Genomic DNA, 16176 nt, shown 5'->3' on the forward strand with positions numbered 1-16176 from the left:
CGGTGGCTCGTGGCATAGTGCCACCACGATGAAACTGACCAAGGGTGAGCGAACGACGGTTCCGACATCGCTTCTGACGGTTGTGCTTTCGTGGCGGTCGTCGCATGCGGTGCGGGCGCAGGCCGTCCTGGTGACGGAGCACGGCCGGGCCCGGTCCGACCGCGATTTCGTCTGGTTCGACGCGCCCCGCCACGTCTCCCAGGCGGTGACGCTGGATCGCGAGCCGGCGGCGGGGACGGCCCGGCTGTCGGTGTCGCTACCGCGGACCGGGCCGGAGGTGGCCGGGATCGTGGTCGTCGGCGCGGTCGCGGAAACCGAGGGTTCCGGCCGGGGCGGCCAGGGTTTCGCCGGGGTCGAGGGCCTGCGGCTCACCGTGTTCGACCACGACAGTCCGGTGGTCTCCTACGAGGTGGACGCGTCGCAGCCGGCGTCGGCGCTGGTGCTGGGCGAGTTCACGCGCGCCGACGGCGCGTGGGAGTTCCGCGCGCTGGCCGATCCCGGGGTCAGTCTGGCGGGGCTGGTGCGCGAGTTCGGTATCCGGATCGATCCCGCGCGCGGCGTCGAGGCCGAACCGCGCCGCACCCCGCCGCCCTCGGATCCCGAACGGGCGGACTGGCATCCGGACCCGCGCGATCCGGCCCGCCTGCGCTGGTGGGACGGTGGCGCCTGGACCGCCTCGACCCGCCCGGTCCCGGTGCGGGACGCCCGCCACTGCCCGCGTTGCGGCGCGCCCCGCAGGGGTCTGCTGAGCGCGGCCGCGGGACTGTTCGGGGCGACCCCGCTGTGCCGTGAATGCGGTACGGAGACAGCCGAATACCTGCGGGACTGGCGTCCTCGGGCCGAACGGGTCCTGCGCGCCGGCGGTGACTGGGAGTCGATGTGGTCGGATCTGCGCTTCCAGCGCATCGACCGGGCCGCGGCCCTGGACCTGTTGCGCCCGGCCGCCTCCGAGCAGCTGGAACGCGTGGTCGCCTTCGCCCTCGCCGACGGCGTGGTCGAGCAGTCCACCCTGGACGACTTCGACGACACCGCCGCCGAACTGTCCCTGTCGGGCCCGCTGGTGGAGGATCTGCGCCGCCGCCTGCACCGTGCCCGCCTGCTCACCCGGCTGCGCTCCGGGGAACTCCCGCACCAGCCCGCCACCGGCCTGCACCTGGACCCCGACGAGCGCGTCCACCTGAACCTGCCCGCCGTCCACGTCCGCCAGCTGGCCCGCGGCCCCAAACGCACCGAGGGCCGTCTGATCGTCAGCAACCGCAAACTCCGTTTCACCGGCCCCGACACCGGCATCGAGATGCCCTGGGCCCGAGTGGTTTCGGTGACCCCCGCCGCCGGGCGGATCGAGATCTCGGCCACCTCCGCGCGCGGCGGCGCGATCCTCGAGCTCGCCGATCCGGACTACGCGGCCGCCGCCATGGAGGGCGCGCTCCGGGTGGCCAAACGCCTGGCCCTCACCCCCGGCCGCCGCGACACCCGTTCGGTTCCACCGGATGTCAAGGCCGTGGTGTGGCAGCGCGACGGCGGCAAGTGCGTCGAATGCGGCGACACCCACTATCTGGAGTTCGACCACATCATCCCGATCAGCCGCGGCGGCGCGACCAGCCCCGCCAACCTGCAGATCCTGTGCCGCGCCTGCAATCGCACCAAGGGCGCGCACATCTGAGCCTGGAATCCAGCCGCACCACCCCGCGACAGCGCACCGAATGTGGGTAATCGAACGCTGTGGCAATCGAACACCATGCGATGAATCATGGTGAGCGCCATCCCTTGTAGTTCTAGCGTCCGAGACGAGCAGATCGAGGAAGGGGAGTCGAAATGCAGGTAGCAGTGGTGGGCGGCACCGGAACCCTGGGCGCGCCGGTGGTCCGTGAGCTGGCGGCCCGGGGCCACACCGTGCGGGTGCTGAGCCGGTCCGCACCGGCCGATCCGGTGCCGGGGACCGAGCATCACGCGGTCGATCTGGTGACCGGCGCGGGCCTGGACGCGGCGCTCGAGGGCGTCTACGCGGTGGTCGACGCCGGTAATCACCGTGGCCCGCGCAGCGCCCGCACCATGGTCGAGGGCGTGCGCGACCTGCTGGCCGCCGAGCAGCGCGCGAAGGTCGGCCATCACGTGGAGATCTCCATCGTCGGCTGCGAGCGGGTCCCGTTCGCGTACTACCGGACGAAGGTCGCCCAGGAGCGGGCCGTCACGCAGGGCCCGATCCCGTGGACCCTGCTGCGCGCCACCCAGTTCCACGAACTCATCGACGAACTGCTGGGCGGCGGCGCGAAGTTCCGGATCGCGCCGCACAGCGCCATGCGTTTCCAGCCGGTCGACGTGACCGCGGTGGCGGGCCGGCTCGCCGACGCGGTGGAGGCCGGGCCGTCGGGCCGGGTCCGCGATGTCGGCGGCCCGGTCGTGCAGACGCTGGCCGAGCTCGCCGACCTCCGCGCCCGAACCCTCGGCCAGGCCCTGTTGCCCTTCCCGGTGCCGCCCATCGGCCGCGCCATCCGGCGGGTGCGTGACGCCGCGCTGTGCCTCGACTCCGAGGGCGAGGCAGTGTCTTTCGACTATGCCGAGTGGCTGCGCCGCCGGTACGCGAAGCCGGTCAGCGCTTGACCCGCAGCACCGTTGGTTCGGCGCAGAATTGGGCTGTGGCCTGGTCTGGGCTGAGCCCCGTGCGGGCCAGCCCGCCGGTGTCGACGACCGTGCATTCGCTGCCGCCGACGTGACCGGTGCCGTCGTCGAGGAAGTGGACCTCGACGGTGACGAGCGGGTGCAGGACGGCGGCGTCGAAGGTCCAGAACTGGATGTTCCACAGTTCGTAGGAGTCGCGGGCGGTGATGACGGTGTAGCCCGCGGCGGAGGTGTCGATGCCGATTCCGGCGAGTTCGCCGGAGCGCTGGAGCTTGCCGTCGGGCGCCGCGTGGTAGATGACGTACCGGATATTGGCGGTGGCGGCCATGACCGGGATGATCAGCTCGTCGCGGCCGTCGTTGTCGACGTCGCGCAGGCGCGGTTCGGTCGTGCCGACGGCCGGTTCGGTCAGAGTCTGGAGGGTGACGCCCTCGGGGTCCAGGGTGGTGACGGTGACCGCGCTCTGCTGCCCGTGGCCGTGGTGGCGGACCTCGAAGGTGAGTCCAGCGCTGTCGTGTGACTGCAGGTAGCAGTCGGGAGGCGTTGCGGCGGAACCGATATCGCCGCAGGGCTGTAGCCCGGAGACGGGGGCGGGCGGCTCGGTGGCCGCGATGTCGCGGGGAGCGCTGGGTTGCGGGTCGAGGTTGCCCGCCATGGGCGCGTCGGGGCGGGCACAGGCGGCCAGCGCCAGTGTCGCGGCGGCGACCAGGGCGCCGGCCGCGAGATTCCTCCCCATAACAGTGAGGATAGCGACGAATCGCCCAGTCACCCGCACGGCGACGGGGTGCCGGAAACATATACGCGACATCATGTGCACACCTGCGCACCTATTGGCCTATAGTGGCGGCATGCTCGTCGTGCTGCGCCATCCTCAGTTCCGCAAGCTGTTCACCGCCCAGGTCGTCGCCCTGGTCGGTACCGGCCTGCTGACCGTCGCGCTGGGCCTGCTCGCCTACGAGGTGGCGGGTGGTCAGGCGGGGGCGGTGCTGGGGACCGCGCTGGCCATCAAGATGGTGGCGTATGTCGCTGTGGCGCCGGTGATCTCGGCACTCACCGGGCGGCTGCCGCGCCGCCTGGTGCTGGTGTCGGCGGACGCGGTGCGGGCCGGAATCGCGCTCATGCTGCCGTTCGTCACCCACACCTGGCAGATCTACGTGCTGATCGCGCTGCTGCAGTCGGCCTCGGCGACCTTCACCCCGGCCTTCCAGTCGCTGATCCCGTCGATCCTGGTCGACGAGGAGGACTACACGCACGGCCTGTCCCTGTCGCGCCTGGCCTACGACCTGGAGTCGCTGCTCAGCCCGATGCTGGCAGCCGCCCTGTTGACGGTGATCAGCTATCACTCGCTGTTCGTCGGCACCGCCGCGGGCTTCGTGGCCTCGGCGCTGCTGGTGGTGACCACCCGGCTGCCCCGCCTGGACCCGGCCGACCACTCGGCCCCGCTGCTGGAGCGCATCACCGCGGGCGCGCGCATCATGATGAACCGCCCGGTGCTGCGCGGCCTGCTGGCCCTGAACATGGTGGTGGCCGCGGCCTCGTCGCTGGTCCTCGTGAACACCGTGGTGTACGTGCGCGACCAGCTCGACGGCTCCAATACCGGTGTGGCACTCGCGCTGGCCTGCTTCGGGTTCGGATCGATGGCGGTGGCGCTGTCGACCCCGCGGCTGCTGACGATCCTCCCCGACCGGCGATTCATGCTGACCGGCAGCGCGTTACTGCCGCTGGGCCTGATCGCCGCGTCCCTGCCGCCGCTGCTCCCCGACACCGCCGGCGCGATCGTGCTGGCCCTGACCTGGCTGTTGCTCGGCGCGGGCACCTCGATGATCAGCACCCCGTCGGCCCGCCTGTTGCGCGCCCAGACCCAACTCTCCGATCGCACAGCCGTTTTCACCGCCCAGTTCTCGCTGTCGCACGCCTGCTTCCTGGTGACCTATCCGATCGCGGGCAAGCTGGGCGCGCTGGCGGGTCTGCCGACCACGGCCATCGTGCTGGCCGCGCTCGCTACACTGGCAGCGACGACCGCGGCGCGGGTCTGGCCCGCGTCCGTCCCCGCCGACATCGAGGCGGTGCCCGCGGCAGGAAGGTGATCAGGTGAGCAAGGCCGAATCGCTGCCCGCCGCCACTCCCAGCCTCACCCATCCGGTCGCCCCGGACGAGGCCCGGCTGGACGTGGCCACCGAGACCTTCCGCATGCTCTCCGATCCGACCCGCCTGCACATCCTGTGGATCCTGGCCGACGCCGAGGCCGATGTCTCCGCGCTCACCGTGGCCTGCGGCGCGTCCCGGACCGCGGTCAGCCAGCATCTGGCGAAGCTGCGCTTCACGGGCATGGTCGACACCCGCCGCGAGGGCCGCCGCATCATCTACCGGATTCGCGACGGCCACCTGGCCCGCCTGGTCCGCGAGGGCCTCAACCACGCCGATCACGTCGTGACCGGCGAACCCTCCCACGAGTAACCATCCCCCGGACCTGCGCTCCTGGTCAGTGGGACGTGGTATCGCCGTGTACCCGCATTCGCCGCGACGATATGCCTATTCGAAATATCGCCGGACGAATAGTGAGAGGTCGCGCGCATGCATCCCGAGCAGGGCAGCCCATTCGATGTCATCATCATCGGGGCCGGATTCGCCGGACTGTACGGCGTCCACCAGGCGGCGAAGGCCGGATTGAACGTGCTCGGCCTGGAGGCCGGCGAGGGCGTGGGCGGCACCTGGTTCTGGAACCGCTATCCGGGCGCGCGCTGTGACGTGGAGAGCGTCGACTACTCGTACTCCTTCGACGAGGACCTGCAGCAGAGCTGGACCTGGACCGAGCGGTTCGCCGCGCAGCCGGAGATCCTCGACTACATCAATCACGTGGCCGACCGCTTCGAGCTGAAGGGCCACTACCGCTTCGGCCAGCGCGTGATCGGCGCGAGCTTCGACGACGCCGCCGCCATCTGGACGGTGCGCACCGAGTGCGGCGACGAATTCCGTTCGCAGTTCGTGATTTTCGCGACCGGCTGCCTGTCCGCGCCGATCAAGCCGAACATCCCCGGCATCGAATCCTTCGCGGGCGAGGAGCTGTTCACCGCGCAGTGGCCCGAGCAGGGCGTGTCCTTCGAGGGCAAGCGGGTCGGCGTGATCGGCACCGGTTCCTCGGGCATCCAGGTGTCGCCGATCATCGCGCGGGAGGCGCAGGCGCTCACCGTGTTCCAGCGTTCGGCCAACTTCAGCGTCCCGGTCCCGAACCGCCCCTGGACCGAGCAGGAGCAGACCGACATCCGCGCCACCTACCGGCAGCGCCGCGAGAAGTCCTACTACGCGGGCGCGGCCACCCCGCACGCCTCGCTGGAGACCAAGGCCCTGGAGATGAGCGCCGAGGATCGGGCCACGGCCATGGAGGACCGCTGGAACGGCGGCGGCGTGCTGTTCAACAAGGTCTTCCCGGACCAGAACAGCGATATCCGCGCCAATGAGCTGGTGCGCGAGTTCGCGGTCGCGAAGATCCGCGCCAAGGTCGACGATCAGGCCGTCGCCGACGACCTGATCCCCTCCGACCACCCGATCGGCACCAAGCGCATCTGCACCGACTCGGGCTACTACGAGATGTTCAACCGGCCCAATGTGTCGCTGGTGAACCTGCGTCGCGAGGCGATCGAGGAGGTCACCCCGACCGGCATCCGCACCGCGGACCAGTTCATCGAGCTCGACACCCTGGTCTACGCCACCGGTTTCGACGCCATGACCGGCGCGCTGCTGCGCATCGACCTGCACGGCGCGGGCGACGCCCGCCTGGGCGACCTGTGGGCCGACGGCCCGGTCACCTACCTGGGCTTCGGCATCCCCGGCTTCCCGAACATGTTCAGCATCAACAGTGTCGGCACCCCGTCGGTGATGGCGAACATGGTGCTGCACTCCGAGCAGCAGCTGGACTGGGTGCTGGCGCTGGTGCAGCACTGCCGCGCCCATGGCATCCGCACCGCCGAAGCGCGGTCGGAGGCGGCGGTCAAGTGGACCGATCACCTGCTGGAGGTCGCCGAGGGCACGCTGTTCGTGAAGGCCAACTCCTGGTACATGGGCGCGAACGTGGAGGGCAAGAAGCGCGTGTTCATGCCCTACATCGGCGGTTTCGGCAACTACCGCCGCTACTGCGACGACGAGCGCGACAACGGCTACCCGAACTTCGAGCTGACCGCGTAATCGGCCGAGGAGACCGGCTTGCTTCCCGTGGAAGCAAGCCGGTTTCGTCGTATTCGGCGCTGTGTCGTGTCAGGCGGGCAGTCCCAAGCCCGCCGCCAGCACCGGCCACGACTGCTTCACCGCTTCCTGCCAGTAGCCCCACGAGTGGGTGCCGGTGAGCGTGAAGTAGCAGGTGACGGGAATGCCGAGCCATTCGAGCCGGGCCGCGAGATGGTGGCTGCAGTAGTCGGTGACGGCTTCGATGGAGCCCCCGAGGGTCAGCTGGTCGATCCAGCCGTCGAGGCCGGGCAGGGTGTGCGGGCCGCCCGGCAGATCCCACTGGCCCGGCACCCCGGATCCGCTGGAGATGAACAGGTTCAGGCCGCGCAGCTGATCGGCGTGCAGGAAGGGATCGTTGGCCGCCCACTCGGGATCACCCGCGGGCCCGTACATGTTGGCCGGGTTGCCGCCGCCCTTCTCCACCACGGTGCTCACGAAATGGTGGCCCAGCGGGTCGCTGATCTGGGCGCAGCCGCTGTAGGACGCGACCGATCGATACAGCCCGGGCGCGGCGATGGCCAGTTGCAGCACCGAGGTGCCCGCCATGGACAGGCCCGCGATCGCGTTGCGCCCGTTGCCGTTCAGTTCCCGGTCCACGACCGGCGGCAACTCCTGGGTGAGGAAGGTCCGCCATTTGTTCACGCCCAGAACGGGATCGGGCGCGCGCCAGTCGGTGTAGTAGGTGTAGTCGCCGCCGATGGGCGCCACCACGGTGACGTTCTTGCCGGCGAGGAAGTCCATGGCGTCGGTCGCGGTCTGCCAGTTCACCGCGCCGACGCCGCCGCCCGCGCCGCCGAGCAGGTAGAGCACCGGGACGGGCTGCGCGGTGTCGGCGGCGCGCTGCACCTCGACCTGGATGTCGCGGCCCATGGCGTCGGAATGGACCCACAGCGTCTGGAGGCGCCCGTCGCCGGTGTCGGGTTCGGCGGCGGCGGTGCCCGCGGCGGTCGTGAGCAGGATGGTTGCGGCCACGGCGGATAGTGCGCTGACCAGGGAATTTGTCGATCGCACGGTGTCTCCTTCGGCGATGGAACTATGCCTGAGGGTACGATTCCGCGCCGCCGGTCAGGGCCGGATTCCGCCCCCGGTGACCGCACTGTGGCCGTCCCGCGACCACCCCCGGACACGACGAAACCGGCTCGCTTCCCCTAGAGGCGCGCCGGTTTCGTCGTCTCCGATCAGGCGGGCAGGCCCAGACCGGATGCCAGGACCGGCCACGACTTCTTCAGCGCGTCCTCCCAGTACCCCCAGGAGTGGGTGCCGGTGGGCGTGAAGTCGTAGGTGGCCGGAATACCGAGGCCGTCGAGCTTGACCTTCAGATTCTGGGTGCAGTAGTTGGCGGCGGCCTCGAGCCCGCCGCCGAGGGCGAGCTGGTTGATCAGGCCGCCCGCGCCCGGCTGGGTGTGCGGGCCGTCGAGGGTGTCCCATTCGCCCGGCAGGCCGGATCCGCTGGAGATGAACAGGTCCAGGCCGCGCAGCTGATCGGCGTGCAGGTAGGGATCATTGGCGGCCCATTCCGGATCGCCTTGGGGGCCATACATGTTCTTGCTGTCACCGCCGCCCACGGCGACGACCATATTGACGAAGTTGTAGCCGAGCGGGTCGCTGATCTGGGCGCAACCACTGTAGGCGGCCACCGATTTGTACAGGCCCGGCGCGGCGATGGGCAGCTGCAACACCGAGGTGCCCGCCATGGACAGACCCGCGATGGCATTGCGCCCGTTGGTGTTCAAGGCCGCGTCGATGAGCGGGGGTAGCTCCTCGGTGAGGAACGTCTTCCACTTGTTCACGCCCAGTGTGGGATCCGGGTCGCGCCAGTCGGTGTAGTAGCTGAACGCGCCGCCGATCGGCTGCACCACATTGACGTCCTTGTCGGACAGGAAGTTCAGGACGTCGGTGCGCTTGCGCCAGGTCGCGGTGTCGGTGCCGCCGCCCGCGCCATTGAGCAGGTACAGCACCGGGGTGGGCCCCGAGGTGTCGGCGGCTCGTTGCACGTCGACCTGGATGTTCTTGTCCATGGCGGCCGAATAGACCTGCAAGGTCAGGTTCCGCGCATCGGTGGGCTTGCTGGAGGCGATGCGGGAGCCGTCGGCGGAGGCCCCGGCATAGTCCACCGAGGCGCCCGGGTCGGCCCAGGCGGCACCGGCGGCGATTGGTAGCAGGACGGTTGCGGTCAAGGCGAGTACTCCACTGCACCAGATCTTCGTTGAACGCACGCTTTCTCCTTCGGCAGTGTTTTCCAGCTTGTTACTACTCAGCGCATCACATTGCCGATACGTTCTAAGTAATTGCTGGCTCGAAACTGAGTGGCGGCTGAGAACCCCGGTCAGTGGCTGTCAGCGCACTGTCGGTGAGGTGTCAGCGGCGGTCGGCATCGTCATGGACATGACACAGACCACAACTTCCGACGCCGCCCTGACCGCTTTCGTCGAGGCCACGGCCGCGCGGTACGACATGCCGGGCATCGCCGTCGGTATCTGGGCGGGCGGCCGTGAGATCCATGCCACGGTCGGCGTGACCAGCACCGAGAACCCGGTGCCGGTGACCGAGCACACCGTGTTCGCGATCGGCTCGACCTCCAAGACCTTCACCGCCACCGCCTTGCTGCGCCTGGTCGCCGACGGCCGGGTCGACCTGGACGCCCCGGTCCGCACCTACGTTCCCGAGCTCGAACTGCTCGACGAGCACACCGCGGCCACCATCACCGTGGCGCAGCTGCTCAACCACACCGCCGGGTTCGAGTGGAACCTGATCAACAACACCGGCGAGGGCGAGGACGGGCTGGCCGCGTTCGTGGCGTCGCTGGCCGAGCTGCCGCTGCTCGGCGCTCCCGGTGAGCGCGCGTCCTACAGTCAGGCCGGTTTCAATCTGCTGGGCCGCGTCATCGAGAACGTGACCGGCGAGCCGTTCGAAAAGGTCGTCGCCGACACCGTTTTCGCGCCGGTCGGGCTGACCGAGAGCCACTACTTCCAGGGCGACATCATGACTCGCCGTTTCGCGGCCGGGCACGAGCGCCAGGAGGACGGGGCCCTCGAGGTGGCGCGGGTCTGGAAGGGTACCCGCGCCAACAATCCCGGCGGCGGCCTCGGCACCACGGTGTCGGATCTGTTGCGCTGGGGCCGCTTCCACCTCGGCGACGGCCGGGGCGCGCACGGCGAGACCGTGCTGCCCACCGATCTGCTGCGCGCCATGCGGGAGCCGACCGTCACGCTGCGCAACAGCACCCTGGCCGACGCGTTCGGCCTGTGCTGGATGCTGCGCGAGGTGGACGGGGTGCGCATGGCCGGGCACGGCGGTTCCGGCTTCGGCCAGTTCGCGGACTTCCAGCTGGTGCCGGAGCGCGATTTCGCGATCGTGGTGCTCTCCAATGCCAGCCCGGACGGCATTCCGGCCAACCAGGCCATCGTCCGCTGGGCGCTGGAGCATTACTTGGGCGTGCTCGACCAGAACCCGGAGCCGGTGCCGTTCGACGCCGCCCGCGTCCCGGAGCTGTCCGGCGTGTACGACATCGACGCTATGACCATGACCTGCTACGCCGAGGGCGATCAGTTGTACCTGGACTGCAAGGTCAAGCCGGAGATCCGGGCCGCCGGGGGCGCGGAGATCCCGCAGGATCACCCGCCGTTCCCGTTCGGCATCCTGCCGGGCGACGGGGACGACTATGTGATCACCGCGGGGTCTTTCGAGGGTCAGCGCGGGTTCTTCAGCCGGGACGCCGACGGGGAGATCATCGGGGTGGATCTGGCCGGGCGATTGTTCAGCAGGGTGTCCTGAGCGGCGTCAGCCCACCGCCCCCGTCAAGCGGCCCAGGGCTTCCGGCCTGGAGAGATCGGCCCCGAGGCGATATGCGCGGTGGTACTCGTCCTCGCCGAGACGCTCGGTGAGGGTGGCGACGAGCGTGGTCAGCTCGGGCTCTCCGTGATCGAAGACACCGCGGATGACCTCGCTGAGGCCGAGAGCCGTGGCGGCCGCTGCGGGATCATCCTCCAGGAGACGGAGTTTCGCGAGCAGTTCCGCGGCCTGAGCCTGCGCGTGCGCGGTGAGGGCGGAGTCGCCGTGCACGAACGACCCGTCGATCACCTGAGGGAGCAGCGCACGGGCGGACCCGACGTCCGCTCCCGAGAGGTGATTCCGCAGCCGCGCGACCGCTATCTGGTTGGCTGCCATGGATTCCGGGTAGGGCAGGTGACGAATCCGCTGTTCGACCTGCTCCAGATCGCGGCCGGAACGATCGAGATCACCTGTGCGGCGATGCAATTCGGCGCTGGCGAAGAGGATCACCGCGCTCAGCCGAGCCAGGCCCTGGTCGGCGGCGAGTCGTTGCGCGGCCTCGATATCGCCGGCGGCCTCGGCGAGTTCGCCGCCACGCATTCGTTCTTCCGCGAGGGCGGTGCGAGCGGCGGCGATATCGTCCTCGGTCCCGAGTTCGGACGCCAGGGTGACCGCGCGGGCGAAGTCGGCGAGGGCCCGATCGTGCTCGCCCGCCACCGCGTGGGCGCGTCCGTCCGCGAGCAGGGCCATGCCCAGGCCCCAGCGATCACCGACGATCTCGAAGCCTCGCAATGCTTCTCGCCGGGCCTCGACTCCCTCCGCCAGCCGTCCCTCCCCGGTCAGGGCGATGTCGCGGGCGAACTGGGCGCTGGCCCGCACCCACGGATCCGGCCAGGTCATGGCTTGCCGCAGCTGTCGTTCGGCGAGCTTCCCGTCCTCGGCGCGGGCGGCCAGCAGCGCGGTCCACAGTGGTACAGCGGGATGGAATTCCAGCCCACCGGCTGCCACGCAGTCCTCGATCAGTGTCGACAGCGAGCTTCCGGCGGGCGGGGCTCCGGCCATGAGGGCGATGACCCGGAACGCGGCGCGCGCCGATTCCGGCAGCTGATCCGCGAGGGCCAGGATTCCGGCCAGCGAGCTCTCGAACTGGGTGCTCATCCCCCGGATCCCCCAGTACCAGAACAGGGCGCGCACCAGCCGCGACGCGATCTCCGGCGATGCCGGCTGTCCCAGCGCGGTGCGTAGCGCGGCGGCCAGGTTGGCGTGTTCGGCGTCGAAAAGGGCGATGGCGGCGAGCTGTTCGGTGCCGCGCAGGTGGGGTTCGGCCTGTTCGGCGAGGGTCAGGTAGTAGTCGGTGAACGGCTCGGTGAGGTGGTCGGTGGAGGACGCGAGCCGGTCGGCGGCGTAGGCGCGGATGGTCTCCAGCATGCGGTAGCGCGGCGGATCATCGGAGCTCACGGTGACCAGGGACTTCTCGACCAGGGCGTCCAGCAGGTAGAGCAGGTCGTCGGCCGGGAGTTGCTCGTCGCCGCAGATGATCTCGACGGCTTCCGCGGTCGCGCCGCCGGGGAACGCGGAAAGCCTTCGGGCCAGGACCTTTTCGGGCTCTTCGAGGAGATCCCAGCTCCATTCGACCAGGGCGAGCAGGGTGCGCTGCCGGGGCAGGGCGGTGCGGCTGCCGGAGGTGAGCAGCCGGAAGCGGTCGCCGAGCCGCCGGGCCACCTGGTCGACGCTCATGGCGCGCAGTTTCGCGGCGGCCAGTTCCAGGGCCAATGGGAGGCCGTCGAGCCGGCGGCAGATCTCCACCACCGGTGCGACGGTGTCGTCGTCGAGCGCGAAGCCGGGACGGATGGCGGCGGCGCGTTCGACGAAGAGCCGCACCGACGAGGAGCGTTGGGCCGCAGCGGAATCCGCGGTCTCGGCGGGCACGTCGAGCGGACCCAGGTGACACAGGGCCTCACCGGTGATGGCGAGGGGTTCGCGGCTGGTGGCGAGTACCCGCAGTTGCGGCAGCCGGTCCAGCAGTGTCTCGGCGAGCCCGGCGGCGGCCGCGATGACGTGCTCGCAGTTGTCGAGCACCAGGACGGCGGGCCCGACGTCGAGGAGTTCGATCAGCCGGCCGGTCTTGTCGGGACGTTCGGCGGCAGCACTGTCGAGTGCGCCCGCGACGGCGTCGGCGAGCTGGTCGGGTGCGCCCAGTTCGGCCAGCGGGACGAAGAACACCGCGCCGGTGCCGTGCCGGTCCATGGCCTCGAGCGCGAGGCGGGTCTTGCCGGCGCCGCCGGGTCCCACGATGGTGACCAGTCGTGAATCCGCCAGCAGCCCGGTCACTTCCGCGATCTCCGGTTCGCGGCCGACGAATCCGGTGAGGCGGGCCGGGAGGTTCCGGGTCGCGGGTTCCCTTCGCGGGGAGGGGCTTTCGAGTTCGCCGCGCAGCAGTGCCAGGTGGGTTTCGCGCAGGATCGCCGACGGGTCGATGCCCAGTTCCTCGTCGAGCCGGGCCCGGGTCTCCTCGTAGGCCGCCAGCGCGTCGGACTGCCGTCCGGCCGCGGCGAGGGCCCGCATGCGCAGGGCGGCGAGCCGTTCGCCGAGCGGATTGTCGGAGGCCGCGACCTCGAGGTCGGTGAGCACCTCGATGTGGCGGCCCAACCGCAGATCGGCCTCGAAGCGGTCCTCGAGGGCGGCGGCCCGCAGATCGTCGAGCCGGGTCGCGGCGGTCTGGGCGTACGGGGCGTCGAGTACGTCGCCGAGGGCGGGCCCGCGCCACAGCTCGAGGGCCTCGCCCAGCAGTCGGGCAGCCGGTTCGGCACGGTCCGCGGCCAGTTCCTGCCGTCCGCGCCGCACCAGATCCTCGAACTGCTCCGCGTCCACGCGGACCCCGGGCAGCCGGTAGCCGCCGGGCCCGAATTCGACGGTGCCCACATCGCGCAGGGCCTTGCGCAGCCGCGACACCAGCGCCTGCAACGCGCCCGACGCCTCGGCGGGCGGTTCCTCGCCCCAGAGGCCGTCGACGAGCGCGGAGACCGACACATCGCGCCCCGACTCCAGCGCCAATCGCACCACCAGCATTCGCACCCGGACGCCGGAGATCTCGACCCGGGTCCCGTCCTCCGCATGGACCCGAACCGGTCCGAGCACACTCACCTGCACCCGGCGAGTCTTCCAGACACACCGGCCGGGCACCCGTCTCCGATCGGGCGGGGCCCAGCCGTTTACCCCTGAGGTAATCGACTCCGGGCGCCGCGGCGGGCACAGTCGATCCCATGACCGACATCTCCGCCGACCCGATCGGCCCCCAGTTGTTCGCCACCATGCCGTTCACCGAGAGCCTCGGCGTGCAGGTTCTCGACTGCGGCCCGGAACTCGTGCGCAGCCGGCTGCCTTGGCGCGAGAACCTGTGCACGCTGGGCGGTTCCCTGCACGGCGGCGCGCTGATGGCGCTGGCCGACGCCACCGCGGCGGTGTGCGCGTACCTGAATCTCCCGGCGGGCAAGCAGGGTACGACCACCGTGGAGTCGAAAACGAACTTCGTGCGCGCCCTGCGGTCCGGTCACGCCACCGCCACCGCCACGCCGCTGCACACCGGCCGGAGCTTCATCGTCGTGGAGACCGAGATCCGCGATGACGCGGGCGCTCTCGTCGCCAAGGTGACCCAGACCCAGGCGGTGCTCTAGCCCGGCTGTCGACGCGATGCCCCCAAAGTTGCGGTCGTTCCAAACGGAACGACCGCAACTACTGTTCGTCCCGTCGAAAGGGACCCTCCGTGAACCGATTCATCGCCGCAGCCTCCACCAGCACACTTCTCGCCCTCGGCCCGTTGGCCGCCACCGCCGCCGCGGCGCCCGAGCCCGCCACCCCCGTCGCCGACAGCGGCTCCGCCTCGGGCTCGGGCACTGTGGTCGGCCTCGGACTCCAGACGCTGTTGTGCCAGCTGAAGGGCGGCACCATGACCAGCTCCGCCGCCGAAACCGCTCCCCCGTCCGACTGCACCGTCATCTGATCCCGAGTGGATGCCGATCACTCCTCGATCCGGCCGGGTGGCCCGGATCGGGGTGGGGCGTTATGATCGGCTCGATGATTACTCATTCCAATCCACGATTGGGGGTCTCGTTCGCTTCTGGTGAGTGCTGATGCACCCATCCACCGCGAACGGGACGACTTCCCGACATTCATTCTGGCTGCGCGTGCGGGAGCTCGCCGTGCCGCCCTCCATGATCGAGACCGCTACCACTCGGCGTCGTGCCGGGGATTGGGCTGGGGCTTGTGCCGCAGCGGGTTTCGATGTGGATATCGATCTGCGGGCCGTGGCCCGCGTCCATGGACGAGGGCTTGCCGCTCGCGTTCGAGACGATCTGCGAAGTCTGGCACCGGATCTGCTGCGCTGGCATCTGCCCCGGGTCGCTCCTGACGGATTGCTGCGGCCCGGGCTGACGATGTCGCTGGCTCGGTACGGCGGCGACGAGTACGGAAGTGGCTGCGGCGGAGCCGATTCGGTTCATCTGGTGGTGCGGACCGCTCCCGCGTGGGCAGATGCCGGTCAGCGGGTGAGTCTCGCGCTGTGGGACGGATCCGGTGACCGGGACGTGGGCACCTTGCATCCGCATCCCCGTCCGGACCGGCGGTATCGGCTCGATCTTCATCGCCACCTGTGGGATTCGCTTCGTAGCGACGAGCTCCGAATACGTTCCGGGGCAGTGCGACTCGACAGCCCGAACGAAATCGAGACCCAACTCTCGGGCGCGGCCCCACCCGGTTGCGCCGTGGACCGGTGGGCCGACGAGGCCGGGATTCTCCTGCGCGCCGAAGGGAATACCGGCGGCCAGGTGCTCGTGCGGGCCGGGGTTCGGCGGCGGATCGTTCTCGAATTGCCTTCGCACGCAGGTGATCCGCCCGATGTGCGAATCGCCGAGCGATATCCACGCGGCGAGATGTCCGGGCTACCTGTGCTGCCCGATGCCGCGACCTGGGTGCTGCCCGATCTGGAGTTGTTGCGCGCGGGTGCGATCACGGCCGATCGGCTGCATCCACTGGTCGCGTCGGCGCTGGAGCCGGGCCATTCGAGGTCCGAAACCTCCGGTGGCACAAATCAGGACGGTCGGACGCTGTTGGTGGAGTGCCGCGGCGAGCTGCATCGGGTGGCACTGGTGGACGGGGTGCTGACTGCCCTGGATCACGCTCCCGCCGAGGTCCGGCGGGAGGAGCTGCTGGTCGCCCTGACCGGCACTCCCCTGCCGTGTCTGCAGGCGATCGACCGGGCGCACCGGCGACCGGACTGGCTGTCCGATGTCCGGGAACGGTTGATGCACGGCGACACCGCCGGTGCACTGACCGTTGTCGAGCGCGCTCTGGGTCCCGACGCGTTGCTCCGCGAGGGCGCGCTGCGCGACGAGCTGGAGGCGGCCGCGCGGCAACGGATCACCTACGGCCTGTTCCGATCCGGCCTGTCCAAGCCGTTCCCTTGCATTCCTCGGCCGACGCACCGCGCCCATCCACGAAACGCGACCTCCCGCTGATCCGCGGGCGTCGCACCTTTCCCCATTCCTCTGAACTCCCAAGGTGATTCAC

The 16176-nt window shown here is 70.1% G+C and carries 13 protein-coding genes; 9 read left to right on the top strand and 4 right to left on the bottom strand.

The features are described 5' to 3' along the window. Positions 1-28 precede the first annotated feature (28 nt). Positions 29-1663, top strand: a complete 1635-nt coding sequence (locus tag ACQP06_RS26065; protein ID WP_433667052.1) for a TerD family protein — start codon at positions 29-31, stop codon at positions 1661-1663. 152 nt (positions 1664-1815) lie between these two features. Beyond that, positions 1816-2601 carry an SDR family oxidoreductase gene (locus ACQP06_RS26070; RefSeq protein ID WP_433667053.1) on the top strand — a complete coding sequence of 262 codons (786 nt, stop codon included), beginning with the start codon at positions 1816-1818 and terminating at the stop codon, positions 2599-2601. Here the strand turns inward: ACQP06_RS26070 and ACQP06_RS26075 are convergent. Beyond that, positions 2591-3355 (bottom strand): hypothetical protein, encoded by a 765-nt coding sequence (locus ACQP06_RS26075; RefSeq protein ID WP_433667054.1) that lies wholly within the window; start codon positions 3353-3355, stop codon positions 2591-2593. The two genes, ACQP06_RS26070 and ACQP06_RS26075, sit on opposite strands and share 11 nt — an antisense overlap. A 112-nt stretch (positions 3356-3467) precedes the next feature. Between ACQP06_RS26075 and ACQP06_RS26080 the strand changes: the two genes are divergently transcribed. From ACQP06_RS26080 to ACQP06_RS26090, 3 genes are all read left to right on the top strand, one after another. Continuing rightward, complete coding sequence (locus ACQP06_RS26080; RefSeq protein WP_433667055.1) at positions 3468-4706, top strand: MFS transporter; 1239 nt, start codon at positions 3468-3470, stop codon at positions 4704-4706. Positions 4707-4710: 4 nt separating this feature from the next. Then, positions 4711-5076, top strand: a complete 366-nt coding sequence (locus ACQP06_RS26085; RefSeq protein ID WP_433667056.1) for an ArsR/SmtB family transcription factor — start codon at positions 4711-4713, stop codon at positions 5074-5076. 117 nt (positions 5077-5193) lie between these two features. Next, complete coding sequence (locus tag ACQP06_RS26090; protein ID WP_433667057.1) at positions 5194-6801, top strand: flavin-containing monooxygenase; 1608 nt, start codon at positions 5194-5196, stop codon at positions 6799-6801. A 69-nt stretch (positions 6802-6870) separates the two neighbouring features. Here ACQP06_RS26090 and ACQP06_RS26095 read toward each other — a convergent pair whose 3' ends face one another. Next, a complete protein-coding gene (locus ACQP06_RS26095) occupies positions 6871-7851 on the bottom strand; it encodes an alpha/beta hydrolase (protein ID WP_433667058.1) in 981 nt (326 codons plus the stop codon). Positions 7852-8018: 167 nt separating this feature from the next. Continuing rightward, the gene (locus ACQP06_RS26100) at positions 8019-9056 is read right to left on the bottom strand and encodes an alpha/beta hydrolase (RefSeq protein WP_433667059.1); all 1038 of its coding nucleotides are present in this window, start codon (positions 9054-9056) and stop codon (positions 8019-8021) included. Between the two features lie 169 nt (positions 9057-9225). Between ACQP06_RS26100 and ACQP06_RS26105 the strand changes: the two genes are divergently transcribed. After that, complete coding sequence (locus tag ACQP06_RS26105; protein WP_433667060.1) at positions 9226-10614, top strand: serine hydrolase domain-containing protein; 1389 nt, start codon at positions 9226-9228, stop codon at positions 10612-10614. Between the two features lie 6 nt (positions 10615-10620). Here the strand turns inward: ACQP06_RS26105 and ACQP06_RS26110 are convergent, their stop codons facing one another. Further along, positions 10621-13761 carry a BTAD domain-containing putative transcriptional regulator gene (locus ACQP06_RS26110; RefSeq protein ID WP_433667061.1) on the bottom strand — a complete coding sequence of 1047 codons (3141 nt, stop codon included), beginning with the start codon at positions 13759-13761 and terminating at the stop codon, positions 10621-10623. Positions 13762-13874: 113 nt separating this feature from the next. Here ACQP06_RS26110 and ACQP06_RS26115 point away from each other — a divergent pair, with 113 nt between their 5' ends. From ACQP06_RS26115 to ACQP06_RS26125, 3 genes are all read left to right on the top strand, one after another. Continuing rightward, complete coding sequence (locus ACQP06_RS26115; RefSeq protein ID WP_433667062.1) at positions 13875-14285, top strand: PaaI family thioesterase; 411 nt, start codon at positions 13875-13877, stop codon at positions 14283-14285. Between the two features lie 89 nt (positions 14286-14374). Next, positions 14375-14611: a hypothetical protein gene (locus ACQP06_RS26120; protein WP_433667063.1), complete on the top strand. Its 237-nt coding sequence runs from the start codon at positions 14375-14377 to the stop codon at positions 14609-14611. Between the two features lie 694 nt (positions 14612-15305). After that, entirely contained in the window at positions 15306-16124 is an 819-nt protein-coding gene (locus tag ACQP06_RS26125; RefSeq protein WP_433667064.1) for a hypothetical protein, read from the top strand. The last annotated feature ends 52 nt before the right edge of the window (positions 16125-16176 follow it).

The sequence above is a fragment of the Nocardia sp. CA-136227 genome (assembly GCF_050955695.1).
In the GTDB taxonomy this organism is placed as follows: domain Bacteria; phylum Actinomycetota; class Actinomycetes; order Mycobacteriales; family Mycobacteriaceae; genus Nocardia.

Coding starts and splice junctions, on each gene's coding strand:
- ACQP06_RS26065 (WP_433667052.1), top strand. CDS start 29: ATGAAACTGACCAAGGGTGAGCGAACGACGGTTCCGACATCGCTTCTG.
- ACQP06_RS26070 (WP_433667053.1), top strand. CDS start 1,816: ATGCAGGTAGCAGTGGTGGGCGGCACCGGAACCCTGGGCGCGCCGGTG.
- ACQP06_RS26075 (WP_433667054.1), bottom strand. CDS start 3,355: ATGGGGAGGAATCTCGCGGCCGGCGCCCTGGTCGCCGCCGCGACACTG.
- ACQP06_RS26080 (WP_433667055.1), top strand. CDS start 3,468: ATGCTCGTCGTGCTGCGCCATCCTCAGTTCCGCAAGCTGTTCACCGCC.
- ACQP06_RS26090 (WP_433667057.1), top strand. CDS start 5,194: ATGCATCCCGAGCAGGGCAGCCCATTCGATGTCATCATCATCGGGGCC.
- ACQP06_RS26105 (WP_433667060.1), top strand. CDS start 9,226: ATGACACAGACCACAACTTCCGACGCCGCCCTGACCGCTTTCGTCGAG.
- ACQP06_RS26115 (WP_433667062.1), top strand. CDS start 13,875: ATGACCGACATCTCCGCCGACCCGATCGGCCCCCAGTTGTTCGCCACC.